This is a genomic window from Psychrobacillus sp. FSL K6-1415 (genome assembly GCF_038003185.1).
In the GTDB taxonomy this organism is placed as follows: Bacteria; Bacillota; Bacilli; order Bacillales_A; family Planococcaceae; genus Psychrobacillus; species Psychrobacillus psychrodurans.
On the sequence record NZ_JBBOOQ010000001.1, the window covers coordinates 4,175,379 to 4,187,937 of the forward strand.

The 12,559-nt window shown below is 34.0% G+C and carries 14 protein-coding genes, 1 pseudogene and 1 riboswitch; of the genes and pseudogenes, 5 read left to right on the forward strand and 10 right to left on the reverse strand.

Annotated elements, in window-relative coordinates; genetic code table 11:
* The 3 genes from MKY60_RS20600 to MKY60_RS20610 are packed head-to-tail and all read left to right on the forward strand — an operon-like array spanning position 1 to position 1,826.
* Positions 1-666, forward strand: coding sequence for a 2-hydroxy-3-keto-5-methylthiopentenyl-1-phosphate phosphatase (locus MKY60_RS20600; RefSeq protein WP_340931017.1), 666 nt, complete (start codon positions 1-3; stop codon positions 664-666).
* Positions 663-1,277 (forward strand): methylthioribulose 1-phosphate dehydratase, encoded by a 615-nt coding sequence (locus MKY60_RS20605; RefSeq protein ID WP_245402453.1) that lies wholly within the window; start codon positions 663-665, stop codon positions 1,275-1,277. Before MKY60_RS20600 ends, MKY60_RS20605 begins: the two co-directional genes overlap by 4 nt.
* A gap of 15 nt (positions 1,278-1,292) precedes the next feature.
* Positions 1,293-1,826, forward strand: coding sequence for a 1,2-dihydroxy-3-keto-5-methylthiopentene dioxygenase (locus tag MKY60_RS20610; protein WP_093495506.1), 534 nt, complete (start codon positions 1,293-1,295; stop codon positions 1,824-1,826).
* 98 nt (positions 1,827-1,924) lie between these two features.
* Here the strand turns inward: MKY60_RS20610 and MKY60_RS20615 are convergent, their stop codons facing one another.
* From MKY60_RS20615 to MKY60_RS20635, 5 genes are all read right to left on the reverse strand, one after another.
* Entirely contained in the window at positions 1,925-2,650 is a 726-nt protein-coding gene (locus MKY60_RS20615; RefSeq protein ID WP_340931018.1) for a hypothetical protein, read from the reverse strand.
* A gap of 23 nt (positions 2,651-2,673) precedes the next feature.
* Positions 2,674-3,408 carry an amino acid ABC transporter ATP-binding protein gene (locus MKY60_RS20620; RefSeq protein ID WP_340931019.1) on the reverse strand — a complete coding sequence of 245 codons (735 nt, stop codon included), beginning with the start codon at positions 3,406-3,408 and terminating at the stop codon, positions 2,674-2,676.
* Positions 3,409-3,426: 18 nt separating this feature from the next.
* Positions 3,427-4,188: an amino acid ABC transporter permease gene (locus tag MKY60_RS20625; RefSeq protein ID WP_241598619.1), complete on the reverse strand. Its 762-nt coding sequence runs from the start codon at positions 4,186-4,188 to the stop codon at positions 3,427-3,429.
* A gap of 62 nt (positions 4,189-4,250) precedes the next feature.
* Entirely contained in the window at positions 4,251-5,105 is an 855-nt protein-coding gene (locus MKY60_RS20630) for a transporter substrate-binding domain-containing protein (protein ID WP_241598620.1), read from the reverse strand.
* A gap of 124 nt (positions 5,106-5,229) precedes the next feature.
* Positions 5,230-5,413, reverse strand: a riboswitch (Lysine riboswitch).
* Between the two features lie 622 nt (positions 5,414-6,035).
* Positions 6,036-6,200 carry a YvrJ family protein gene (locus MKY60_RS20635; RefSeq protein WP_090567515.1) on the reverse strand — a complete coding sequence of 55 codons (165 nt, stop codon included), beginning with the start codon at positions 6,198-6,200 and terminating at the stop codon, positions 6,036-6,038.
* 449 nt (positions 6,201-6,649) lie between these two features.
* Here MKY60_RS20635 and MKY60_RS20640 point away from each other — a divergent pair, with 449 nt between their 5' ends.
* Positions 6,650-7,954 (forward strand): helix-turn-helix domain-containing protein, encoded by a 1,305-nt coding sequence (locus MKY60_RS20640; protein ID WP_340931020.1) that lies wholly within the window; start codon positions 6,650-6,652, stop codon positions 7,952-7,954.
* A gap of 265 nt (positions 7,955-8,219) precedes the next feature.
* Here the strand turns inward: MKY60_RS20640 and MKY60_RS20645 are convergent.
* The 3 genes and pseudogenes from MKY60_RS20645 to MKY60_RS20655 all read right to left on the reverse strand — a co-directional run.
* Positions 8,220-8,385, reverse strand: a pseudogene (locus tag MKY60_RS20645) (cation:dicarboxylate symporter family transporter); the annotation flags it as partial.
* Between the two features lie 36 nt (positions 8,386-8,421).
* Entirely contained in the window at positions 8,422-9,300 is an 879-nt protein-coding gene (locus MKY60_RS20650) for a response regulator (RefSeq protein WP_093495512.1), read from the reverse strand.
* A gap of 10 nt (positions 9,301-9,310) precedes the next feature.
* Complete coding sequence (locus MKY60_RS20655; protein WP_340880717.1) at positions 9,311-10,570, reverse strand: ATP-binding protein; 1,260 nt, start codon at positions 10,568-10,570, stop codon at positions 9,311-9,313.
* Positions 10,571-10,707: 137 nt separating this feature from the next.
* Here MKY60_RS20655 and pgeF point away from each other — a divergent pair, with 137 nt between their 5' ends.
* Positions 10,708-11,469, forward strand: a complete 762-nt coding sequence (gene pgeF / locus MKY60_RS20660; protein ID WP_340880718.1) for a peptidoglycan editing factor PgeF — start codon at positions 10,708-10,710, stop codon at positions 11,467-11,469.
* 54 nt (positions 11,470-11,523) lie between these two features.
* Here pgeF and MKY60_RS20665 read toward each other — a convergent pair whose 3' ends face one another.
* Entirely contained in the window at positions 11,524-12,012 is a 489-nt protein-coding gene (locus tag MKY60_RS20665; RefSeq protein WP_093495515.1) for a methylated-DNA--[protein]-cysteine S-methyltransferase, read from the reverse strand.
* A complete protein-coding gene (locus MKY60_RS20670) occupies positions 12,005-12,550 on the reverse strand; it encodes a bifunctional transcriptional activator/DNA repair enzyme AdaA (protein WP_241598646.1) in 546 nt (181 codons plus the stop codon). Before MKY60_RS20670 ends, MKY60_RS20665 begins: the two co-directional genes overlap by 8 nt.
* Positions 12,551-12,559: the final 9 nt, after the last annotated feature.

A 12,559-nucleotide genomic window follows, 5' to 3' on the forward strand; every position in this document is an offset into this window, starting at 1 on the left:
ATGAGTAAACTTGTAGTTTTTTGTGACTTCGATGGAACTATAACCAATCAAGATAACATTATGGCAATCATGGAAAAATTCGCTCCACCCGAATGGACTCCAATTAAAGAGGATATTTTAAGTCAACGTATTTCCATACGAGATGGTGTAGCAAAGATGTTCTCTCTCCTCCCTATTGAATCAAAAGATGAAATTATTTCTTTTGTACTTGAACAGGCTGTCATCCGCGATGGTTTTAGTGAATTTGTATCTTTTACAAAAAATCATAACATCCCACTTTACATCGTAAGTGGTGGTATAGACTTTTTCGTCCATGAGCTACTAGAACCTTTCAGGCCATTTGCAGGAGTTTATTGTAATGTATCCGATTTTTCTAAGGATACAATTCACATTGAGTTTCCACATAGTTGTGATGAACAATGTACTAGCCAAGGATGTGGTTGTTGTAAACCATCTATTATTCGTACACTTCTTGACCAAGAAGCTATGAGTGTTGTAATTGGGGATTCCATTACCGATTTAGAAGCGGCAAAATTAGGAGATATCATTATTGCAAGGGATTTCTTAATCGAAAAGTGTGAGGAATTAAATATTCCCTATGAACCTTTTGAAAACTTCCACGATGTGATAGACATTATGAACGCTAGGTTAGGCGTGAAATTATGACATTACAAGATAAATGGGATGAACTTGCGGACATAAAAGATGAACTCGCTGCAAGAGATTGGTTTATGGGAACTAGTGGAAACCTCGCTATTAAAGTACGTGATAATCCTATGGAGTTTCTAGTAACTGCAAGTGGTAAAGATAAAAAAAAGAGGACATCGGAAGACTTTTTGCTTGTTGATGCTACTGGAAAACCAGTAGAAAATACTCCTTTAAAACCATCTGCTGAAACATTACTCCATTGTGCAATATATCGAGAAACAAATGCTGCTTGCAGTCTTCACATCCATACAGTTGCAAATAACGTTATCTCTGAGTTGTACGGTGATAAAGGTTCAGTAGATTTTCAAGGCATTGAACTCATTAAAGCTTTTGGTATGTGGGAAGAAGATGCAATACTCTCCATACCAATTATTCCTAACTACGCTCATATTCCCAAACTTGCGGAAGTGTTTACAACTTATATTTCTGCTGACAAAGGAGTAATCCTTATTCGTAACCATGGTATAACTGTTTGGGGAAAAGATGGGTTTGAGGCAAAAAAATTACTAGAAGCTTGTGAGTTTTTATTTCAGTATCAATTAGCATTACACCAAATACACTTAAAATAGAAAGGAAGATTCTTGATGGCTATTATTAAAATCCAAGAAACAAGTGAAACAATTGAAGCACAAAACGAGGTAGAAGCATTTTTAGAAAGTCAGGAAGTAATTTATGAACATTGGGATATAGACAAGTTACCAGAAAACCTTCGTGAAAAATTTAACTTAGACGACGATGAAAAGCAAGAGATTCTAAAAGCTTTCAAAAGTGAAATAGACGACATCTCAACTCGTCGCGGGTACCAGTCCGCCGATATTATTTCTCTATCTGACTCAAACCCTAACCTAGACGAACTGTTAAAAAATTTCGAACGAAAGCACCTTCATACCGACGATGAAGTTCGTTATATTGTAAGTGGTCACGGTATCTTCATCATACAAGGCAAGGATGAACGCTACTTTGAAGTTCATCTTTCACCTGGTGATTTGATATCTGTGCCCGAGAATATTACACACTACTTCACATTATCTGAGGATCGTAAAGTTGTTGCTGTTCGCATTTTTGTAACAACAGAGGGATGGGTTCCAGTTTACCAAGATGAAGTAGTAGAACAATAAAAATACCTACTTACCCTAGGAATAAATGAATAACGATAAGGTAGTCAATTACTGCTTCTGCGGCTATTTCTTTCTAAAACAAAAAAAGTGGACTCATTTTATGAATTCCACTTTTTTATGTCTATTCGGTAAATTCCTTTTATATCTCGTAATATACATCCATTAGCCTCAAAAATACGTCTCATGGGCTTGTTATTTGTATCTGTGCTTCCCACATATACCTTCGCACCAAAATTTTTCAAGAGTTCTAATGAAATAGCATGAAATATCGTTCCGTATCCTTTGCATCGTTGTTCTGGTACAACCCCAAAGTAAAACATTCTTCCCTCATCAGTAGTCCCTTGTTCAATATGTGGAATACTAATACCGTAGTTCATTGCATTTTGAGAAAAGATAAAGCAATGGTCTCGCCACTTAACACCTATTTCACTTTCAAGTGATTCCATTATTTGATTGATAGTAAATATATTATTTTTGTTAGCTGAACCACTCCTACATGAATCGTACAATGTAGCAAAAGCCAAATCAGTCATATGACTATCGGAAAGAGATTGTACTTGAAAGCTACCAGAACTTATAAATGGTCCTTCCAATGTCTTTGTGTATTCTACAATAGAAGACACTTTTTTAAACCGACGCTTGAAGATCCAGTCCTCATTCTCTTCATCTATTAATAGTGATAAATATGCTACTTTTTCTTCTTTCCACTCTGCTAATATTTTATCAAATGCAATTAAGTAATCAATGTTTGGAACATAAGATACTTTTAGTTGATCCACAAGCCAGTATTCCTGATCTTTTTTAATCAGATTGAAAAGGTTCACCTATCGATTCCCCCATGCTGTTGTTAGCTTAATGTTCGTTTTAAGAAAGCCTTTGTTCGATCTTCCTTTGGATTGTTAAAGATTTGTTCAGGCGTTCCTTCCTCAGCAATTACTCCTTTATCCATAAAAACAACTCGATCAGCAACTTCTTTAGCAAACTCCATTTCATGTGTAACTATTAACATAGTAAGTCCTGTGCCCGCTAACTCTTTCATCACCTTAAGCACCTCTCCAACCATTTCTGGATCAAGTGCGGAAGTTGGCTCATCAAATAACATAACATCTGGTTCCATCGATAGCGCTCTCGCTATCGCAACACGTTGCTTTTGACCACCCGATAATTGCTTAGGTTTAGCGTTTACATAATGATCCATTCCAACTACTTTTAAGTATTTTAAAGCAATTTTTTCGGCATCTTCTTTAGAGCGTTTTAACACTTTTACTTGTCCAACCATACAGTTGCTCAGCACGTTATGGTTGTTGAATAAGTTAAATTGTTGGAAAACCATTCCTAACTTTTTTCTGTAAGCATGGATATCGTGTTTTTCATCTAAAATATTCTCTCCATGATAGATGATTTGCCCTCCACTAGGCTTTTCTAACAAATTTATACAACGAAGTAAAGTAGACTTTCCCGATCCAGAGGAACCAATGATGCAAACAACCTCTCCTTTGTTCACTGAAAAATCTATATCTTTTAAAACCTCATGATTTCCGAAGGATTTACTTAAATGTTGAACTTCGATGACATTTTGCATAGATTTCTCCTCCTTCGTTTAATCTATATTAGTATTACTTTTTGTTAACATAAGTTGCGGTGGTGGTTGTCCAATCATGCTATAGTTTTCTGGTCCATCTAGTTTTCTTTCTATATAACGTAATATTAATGTTACTGTAAAAGTCATGACGAAATATAAAATACATGCTATAAAGAACGGTTCAAAATACTTAAAGCTTATTCCTGCAACTGTTTTTGCTTGAAAATATAGTTCCGTAACACCGATCACATTTAATACCGATGTATCTTTAATATTAATGATAAATTGGTTGCCTGTTGCTGGCAGTATATTTCGGATGACTTGAGGTAAAACAACACTCCACATTGTTTGGAAGTGATTCATACCAATTGCTTGTGCTGCCTCGAATTGTCCCTTATCAATCGAAATGACACCACCACGTACAATTTCTGCCATATAAGCACCCGTGTTAATCGAAACGATAAATATTGCAGCCATTGTACGGTCCATATCTATTCCAAAAGCTAGTGCAGAGCCATAGAATATTACCATTGCTTGTACAATCATTGGTGTTCCTCTGAAAAACTCAATATAAACAGAAAGAATCAGATTAACTATTTTTAATACAATACGTTTTAGTTTTCTCTCAGGCGTAGGAATTGTACGAATAACTCCTGCCAGCAAACCAATAACTGCTCCAAAAATCGTACCAATTATGGAGATTAGTAGTGTCATTCCTGCTCCACGAAGGAACATCGGCCAGTTACTTGTAATCATCGAAATAATATATTCAATGCTCATACATTTCCCTCCTTCCACATAAAAACCGACTGCAAAAAGATGCAGCCGGTATCACATCATTTTTATTCTGCAGCTGGTTGATTATTAATCGCCTTATCCATAATTTCTTGACGTTCTTCTTCCGTTATTTCCGCTAAAATTTCATTAATTTTATCTGTTAAGTCACTACCTTTTTTCAAACCTACAGCGACTGCTGTATCTTCTTCCTTTGCTTTAAATCCTTCTGTGAACTCCACCATTGCAAAGTTCTCGTTTGCAGAAGATGCGCTAATTCCTTCTGGTCTTTCAGATACATATCCATCAATAACTCCAGACTCTAATGCCACACGCATTGCCGCGAAATTATCTGACGCTGGTTGTTTTTGCACATCTTTAATTTGATCGATAACACCATAATGTGATGTATTTAATTGACCTGTAATTTTAGCACCACTAAAATCTTGAATCGAAGTAGCCCCTTCAAAAGCACCGCCTTTTTTTACTACCATAACAAAGTTGGAGGTGTAGTAGTTTTCCGAGAAGTCGATTGTTTCTTTACGCTCTTTTGTAGGTGACATTCCCGCTATGATTGCATCAATTTTGTCTGATTGCAATGATGGTACAAGACCGTCCCACTCTGTTTTGACGATAACTAGTTCTTTTCCTAATCCGTCAGCAATTCGTTTAGCAATTTCCACATCATATCCACCAGCATATTCCGCATTACCATCAATCTTCACTCCACCATTAGAGTCATCTAGTTGTGTCCAGTTAAAAGGTGCATAACCAGCTTCTAAACCAACTGTAAATGTATCTACTGCTGCTTCTTTACTATTATCAGATGAAGACCCTGAAGTTTCAGTAGCATCTGTTCCACATGCTGCTAATAATAATAACAAGCTTGCGAATATCGTTATAAATACTAATCTCTTTTTCATTTTAATTACTCCCTTTTTATCAGTGTATGTTTGTTCCTATAAAAAAAGACAACTTGTACAAAAAAAGACCTGAGATGAACTCAGGTCGCAATATGTATAGTTGCCCAAATCCTCTACTTTTCCCAAATGAGATAGCACACCATTATAAACCGGGATGTTTATAATGGACAGTCCTGCAATTATTAACTGCAGACCCAGCAAGTAATACCGAGAAATATTACTAACTTCGGCGACATTTCCTTCTCCATAGAATTATAGCTTCTCAAACTCCACTATGGACTGTTAAATATCGCGCCTCTACCTCACTATACTAAGTGAGGTCGTATTCAATTATGTTTCATAGTCTACATTAGACATACTTATCTGTCAACTGACTCTCGAAAAAACTATTTATACGTTGAGATTAATAGCTACATGATCAGATATACCAATTTTAGAGTAAAGATACTGCTAATGATTCTTCTAAAAAGATTCAAATCGATAAACATTTCCATAGTTGTTATTTACTTATCTGGCGTTCGGATAGGACTATCTAGTTTTGGATTCAATTAATTCCTATGGATAAACTTATCGGTACTATCCTTCTTGAAACAAGACAAGATTTCTACTGCATAAGAAAAATTAATTTTGGATTGTGGGCTTACGTAATCTATTCGGTAAGTTAAATCGTCAATAGGGGGATAACCAATTTTTTGAATGTAGAAGTAATTGTGGAAAATAAACTAAAAAATTATATTATGATTTACATGAAAAAAGTAATCCATTTTTTGAGTTAGCCACTCGGTATGGATTACTTTTCACTTCTGTCATTCTCGTTAAAGAAAATCGTAGGTTCAGAGTGAAAATAAGCTTAACTTCCATTCTTAAAAAGAGTTTTTTCTCTAGCAATTTATATAATCAACAGGATATCAGTTTCATCCATGTTACATGTTACTTTCTTTTTTCTATGCTATTGTTAACAACATTTGCTATATTGTGAATGGTATTTTCTAGAGCGTCTATTTTATTTTCAAATCGATGCAATAAGTAAATAGTGACTACAATGGGAAATCCAAAGTTTCCAATTAGTTGTACAATGTTTCCCTCGCCAATCATGCGTTATCCCCCTTTCTTTAATTTTTACCATTCCTTAAGCGTTGATATACCTGTTGAGTAAACCCCTTCGAATTGTATTCTAATGAGCTGACTTGTCCGAAAAGAGGAAAATCATCCATCAGTCTATTCCAAAATCACCTTGGATTTAAATTAATTGATATTTATCATATTATACTAAATATTTAGTATTTTTAGAATAACTATAAGTTGGGAAACACGCTCTACTATCTTAGATTATTAATACATATCTAATACTAATTTCTTAATTTAATGAAATTTTACTATATTTTAATAAAAATTGGATAAGTAAAAATCCTATATTCTACAACTTTCTACTACTTATTATGCTTTTCAACCAAGTATCAGTCGTTTCAAGTCGAACGATTGAAAAAGGATATTTTGTTTTTTTCAAGAATTAGTACATTACTAATTCATAAGGGGTGAAGAAAATGAGTAGTATAGGTCATATAATAAAATCGGAAAGATTAAACCAAAGTATGAAACAAACCACATTGGCCAAGGGAATCTGCTCTACATCCTACTTAAGCAAAATAGAAAATAATTTAACTATTCCAAGTGACGAAGTAATAACGTTTTTACTTAAAAAACTAAATATAGAAATAGATCAAGTATCCAGTGAAAAGGAAAATAAAGTTATTGCATCGTTATCTGAACTGTACAAAATGGGAGTATTAAAAAGGGACAAAAAATTTATAAGAGAATCCTTGCAAAAATACACTAATAAAAATCAATATTTTTTACAACTAAATAATTATTATAGTTATCACCTTTATCTATTTCGTCTCCTATTAATACTTGATGATAAGGAGGATAGCCTGCAATCCACCTATAACGTAATTGCAAAAATAAGAGATGGTATGGACGAGAAACAAAAGTTTATCATTAATCTAAACTTAGGACTTTATAGTTATTTGGATGGAAATTATCAAGAAGCATTAAGTCGATTAGAGATGTCTTTAAGATTTATAAATAATGGTAAAAATGAAGAATGGGAAATAGCTGATTTTTATAATGTACTAAGCTTAACTTACTCTAAATGCAATGAATTTTTTAATGCAATAAATTACGCTTCAAAATCATTACTTTTTTATAAAGACAATCTTTTATTTGAAAGAGCAATTGATAATTACATCGTTATAGGAATTGCACATAAAGAAATGAGAAAATTTCAAGAAGCAGAAAAGAACTATAATTTAGCGATGAAACTGGCAAAAGATTATAAACTGATTAATTATGAGGAGGTGATTTATCAAAATCTAGGTTCATTGCATGCAATTCAGGGGAGCCATGAAAAAGCAATTGAATTTTATAAGCTTAGTTTAAAAATTAAAGAAGAGGATTGTAACGCTGAAGGTTATTTACTAACAATTCTATCTATTATAAAAGAGTACTCCAAACAGTCTGATCATGAACAGGTCCTCAAATGGTGTAAGAAAGGCTTAAATAAAATAGTAGAAGAAAAAACCTCTAGCGAAGAAAATAGTTCTTATTATTTTCACTTACAAATTTATATAAATTACCACAATTTTAATGATGAACTAGAAATTGTATTAAAGGAAGCTATAAGTTATTTCGAAAAGGAACAGGATGAACGACATGTCCAAAAGTATTCCATTTTACTAGCAGACTACTTTTTTAAACATAATAAATTTAAAGCAGCAAGTTTATATTATCAAAAAGCAAATCAGTTTATTTTCAAACAAAAGTTTATTAATAATTGGGAGGATTTATAAAATGAAAAAAAAGATAATATTGTTAACTCTATCAAGTATTGTTGTCCTGTCTTTGAGCTTTACAATAAACACAAAGCAAATAAGTGAAAACGAACTTCCTAGACCTACATCAATAGGGAATTCATATATTTAAAATTAGCTGCTCGACAAGCTCAAGAGGTCAATTCGTTGGAACTATCCACTCAAGCTAAGCAGAGATTTAAAAACCGGCCATCCAAATAGATAGCCGGTTTTATTGTTTACAGTTATTATGTTGAACTTCCTTTACCCCAAATAGCGCAAATTTCATAATAATGTTTGTGACCCAGAACACTCCATCGGTGGTACTTGAAGAAAGCTTGAACAGGCTTTACTTTATCACCGATTGCTGCGATGCCTAATCCGAATAATACTGAGAAGAAAGTAGTTGGAGGCAATACTCCTGCTGCAATCACTTAAATATTTACGGAAGCAACTTAATCATAAGTCTATTTATAATTTTCAAGTACTTCTAAATAGAGTGCTTGAAGAAATTTTTTAATATTTACCTTTACTTTAGAAGAGTTTAACTTATCCTCAACTATTTCTATTGATAACTTTCGAATTTCTTGAAAATCGAAATATCGTGGTGCGTAATGTTCAAATTCTGGAGTGGTATAGTCAATTGCCCCAAGTGTAGCTAAATGTTGCATAGCTAATAATATCGTTCTTCGTAGTCGCTGTTCAATCGCCTTCATTTCTTTTTTAATATCCTCCGCGTCCAGTTTCATGGCAAGCGATTCATATATATCTTTTAAGGATGGAAATGTATTTAAAGGATTATTTTGCTGAATAAGTATTTCCACTATTGAGATTAGATCATTACTTCCTATTTCACCCACTATCCCCATGCCACTTAGCTTTGAGCTAACCATCTCTCTAACACTTTGCTTTTTTAGCACTGGTTTTAATGGAACGATATTTGCTAAGGAATCTTTTATTGCCAATAAAGAATCCTTCAATTGAAATTGTTCTGTTATTTTCGTTAATATACTCTGAACCTCAACACGATTAATGGGCTTATGAATAAAAAATTCAATACCTTTTATATATGCTTCTCCTACCATCTCTTTATTGACGACTTGAGAAATCATTATGAATTGCCCTTTAAATCCCGTGTTTTTCAATTGTTCAATCGTTTCAAGTCCATCTAATTTGGGCATTAGAAAATCGATGAGAACAACATCTGGTTCTGTTGTGAGAATGGGTGATATACATTCCCCCCCATTTTCCGCTTCGCCAATAACTAACCCCAACTCTCCCTCTGTTATAATTTTTTTAAGCATCAATCTGCTAGCTGCATCATCATCTACAATATAATATCGCAGTGTTCCTCCCTCACCTTCTTAAGTTTTTTGTTGGAATATTAATATTGAAAACAACACCATTTTCAAGAGATTCAATTAGTATATTCCCTTCCAATATATGTACAATTTCTTGAGTGTGGGATAGCCCAATACCTGTTGCAGCTACTCCCTGATCATTAAACTTAGTCGTATAGCCTGGTTCAAATACAATTGCTTGATCTTCCTGTGAGATACCTTCGCCAGTATCTCGAATAACAAACCATATATTTTGAGACTCCTCATACACATTTATATTAATTTCTCCGTTAATTAAAATTGCTTCCACTGCATTCGCAACCACATTATTCAATAATGCCAATAATGGAACTTGCTTCTCTGTTTCAAAATCAATTGAAATAGCAGAATGAATGGCAACTTGCTTTTTTAGCAATTCACTATATTTTTCATTGGCATGAATAACAAGTTCGAGTACCTCTGAGAGAAAGTAATACTCTCCCCTTTTTGTCTTTGTAATTTTCTCCATTCCCGCCAAAATACGTTGTGAATCCTTTTTCACCTCATGGATTTCCTGTGCAATATGAAGTGCTTGGACACTTAAAGAATGATATTCATGTTTTTTTAGCTGACGATATAAATCATAGCTAGATGCAGTAATTTGTTCAATATGATTCATCGATTTCTGTAAATAGAGTGTTTCTGCGTATAGATTTGAGCCAACCTTCAGCATCTCCCGCATACGCTTGTTATGTTCCATTATTGTAATTGAACTATATAAGCCCACTACAAAATAGCTTCGAAAAATGGCTACTAACGCGAGTAATACCCATTCTCGAAACTCAAAACTCACATGATTTAATAATAAATAACGAACAAAATACTCCATACTATTCGCCGTAAACTCGAGTACTGTAGCAATCGCACCAAGTAAAAGAGGTGCAGTTTTAAATCTATCTATCGGTATAACACTTAAACCAACTGCAAATAGAAAATAAAACAAAAATGCTGGCAAATGATTTTCGAGAACCCACCAAAAAGGGTTACTAGTAAATAACATATCTTCTCCGATTCGTACTACCACAACAGCAACTCCTGTTAAAAAACCAGTGAAGATAATCGAAGCTGGTTGAAATATTAACAGAAGAAAGAAAAAAGCAGCACTCCCTAAACCAAAACGGAAATCCTCTCCATTAAAAGGAATAACTTTAAACTCACTAGCAATTACAGTGATTAAAATTGTTATAATCAGAGCACTCCATTTGTTGGAGGCTAATTGATGTCGCTTTAAAAACATAAAACTCTCCCGTATGGATGTATTTAATAGTATGAGTATAACATTTTAAGGTCAACTATAAACGATGGGCACATAAGGAACGTTGTATTTTCTATACTTTCAAAACATACTAATATATAGTGAAATTAGGTGATAATATGAAGATAAAAATGTATGTAAACAATGGAAAGATAATTGCAGGGATGACAATGAAGGATAGAGATGAATTAGAACAAGGCAATATGGCTCTACATGTATGTATAAATCCAGAGCACGTTCTAGAAAACCGAAAAAAATTAGCCACTTCTTTATCTAGTAAGATCGATAATTTCGTTTGTGCCAATCAAACTCATAGTGTTCATTTTCATCGAGTAGGATTGACAGACAAAGGGCATGGGGCCATTACTAAAGATACAGCTATAGCCGATACTGATGCCTTGTATACTTTTGAACCAAATATTGTTCTATCTAGCTTTACTGCGGATTGTGTTCCAGTTATCTTTTACAATAAGATGAATGGTATAATTGGTGTCATTCATTCGGGTTGGCAAGGAACTATTAAAGAAGTCACCCCCAAGTTGTTGAAACACTTAAAAGAGGTGGAAAATTGTAATCCAAGTGACTTCCACGTGCAAATAGGAGCTGCACTAAGCCAAGAGAAATTCGAAGTCGATGAAGATGTCTATATAAAATTTGACAACTTGGGCTATGCCAATGACTTTATGTATTATAAGGAATCTACTAATAAATATCATATTGACAATCAGTTGACCGTGAAAAAGCAATGCGAACTTGCTGGAATCCCCTCTGAACAAATTACAATAGATCCTACCTGCACATTTAAAAGCCCAGATGGTTTCTCTTATCGAGAGGATAAACAAGCCGGACGGCATTTAAGCTTTATTGTGAGAAAAGAGTAGTCATCTGAAAAGCACATCGATTTCGATGTGCTTTTACTTATTCCCAGTTTTCTTTTAAAACCTCTTATTTTTAACCTTCTGCTCATGCTGAAGTAACCATTCTTTTCTCCAAAGTCCTCCGGCATAGCCTGTTAACTTTCCATTTGTCCCAATTATTCGATGACAAGGTACTACTATAGTTAACTTGTTCCTACCATTTGCACTTCCTACCGCACGTATAGCTTTTTCATTTCCTATTGAGATCGCAATATCTTTATAAGACCCAGTTTTGGCATAGGAGATACTTTTTAGAGCATTCCATACAGATTTTTGGAATATTGTCCCATTCATTACATAAGGAAAGGTAAATTCATGAAGCTCCCCTTTAAAGTACTCATCTATTTGAACTAGACAATCCTTTAGGACTTGAGGAGTCTCCTCCTGCACCTTATTTTCCATTTCTTCTCTTTCTACAAACAGAATAGAACTTATGGCTTGATCTGTCCCTATTATCTCTAAAATTCCAATTGGTGACTTGTAGTCTAGTGTATATAATTTATCCATCTAACTCATCCTTACCTGTTTGTTTTCTATACTCACTTGGAGAGCAGTTTTGTAAACACCGAAAAATTTTATAAAAATTTGAAGGACTTTGAAACCCAGTTTCATAGCAAATCTCCAAGTTAGTTAAGTCGGTATTTTTCAATAGATAGACTGCTTTATCAATTCGGATTTTTTCTAAATAGCTACGCGGTGTTTCCCTAGTTTCCTCTTTAAATAATCGTTCCAAATAATACGGACTTAGCCCAACATGATTTGCGATATGCTGTAACTCTAGCTTTTGTTTATAATGATTGACTAAGAAGCTAATAACATCTTGTACAACTTCTATATTAGGCGAGTGTTCTACCTCTGGTTTACATCTTTTACACGCACGATATCCCGCTTTTTCAACTTCTAGAATATCCTGATAAAATTCAACGTTTTTCATCTTTGGCTTTCTCGATCTGCAGGAAGGACGGCAATATATTTTTGTCGTTTTTACTGCGGTATAAAATAAACCATCATATAATCGATCGCAGGCAATAATTTTCTCCCACATTTCCTCGAA

Bases quoted from the DNA above. Each gene is read 5' to 3' on its own strand.
- MKY60_RS20625 (WP_241598619.1), bottom strand. From the start codon at position 4,188: ATGAGCATTGAATATATTATTTCGATGATTACAAGTAACTGGCCGATG.
- MKY60_RS20640 (WP_340931020.1), top strand. From the start codon at position 6,650: ATGAGTAGTATAGGTCATATAATAAAATCGGAAAGATTAAACCAAAGT.
- MKY60_RS20665 (WP_093495515.1), bottom strand. From the start codon at position 12,012: ATGGATAAATTATATACACTAGACTACAAGTCACCAATTGGAATTTTA.
- MKY60_RS20655 (WP_340880717.1), bottom strand. From the start codon at position 10,570: ATGTTTTTAAAGCGACATCAATTAGCCTCCAACAAATGGAGTGCTCTG.
- MKY60_RS20605 (WP_245402453.1), top strand. From the start codon at position 663: ATGACATTACAAGATAAATGGGATGAACTTGCGGACATAAAAGATGAA.
- MKY60_RS20600 (WP_340931017.1), top strand. From the start codon at position 1: ATGAGTAAACTTGTAGTTTTTTGTGACTTCGATGGAACTATAACCAAT.
- MKY60_RS20635 (WP_090567515.1), bottom strand. From the start codon at position 6,200: ATGATTGGCGAGGGAAACATTGTACAACTAATTGGAAACTTTGGATTT.
- MKY60_RS20620 (WP_340931019.1), bottom strand. From the start codon at position 3,408: ATGCAAAATGTCATCGAAGTTCAACATTTAAGTAAATCCTTCGGAAAT.
- MKY60_RS20670 (WP_241598646.1), bottom strand. From the start codon at position 12,550: ATGTGGGAGAAAATTATTGCCTGCGATCGATTATATGATGGTTTATTT.
- MKY60_RS20610 (WP_093495506.1), top strand. From the start codon at position 1,293: ATGGCTATTATTAAAATCCAAGAAACAAGTGAAACAATTGAAGCACAA.
- pgeF (WP_340880718.1), top strand. From the start codon at position 10,708: ATGAAGATAAAAATGTATGTAAACAATGGAAAGATAATTGCAGGGATG.
- MKY60_RS20630 (WP_241598620.1), bottom strand. From the start codon at position 5,105: ATGAAAAAGAGATTAGTATTTATAACGATATTCGCAAGCTTGTTATTA.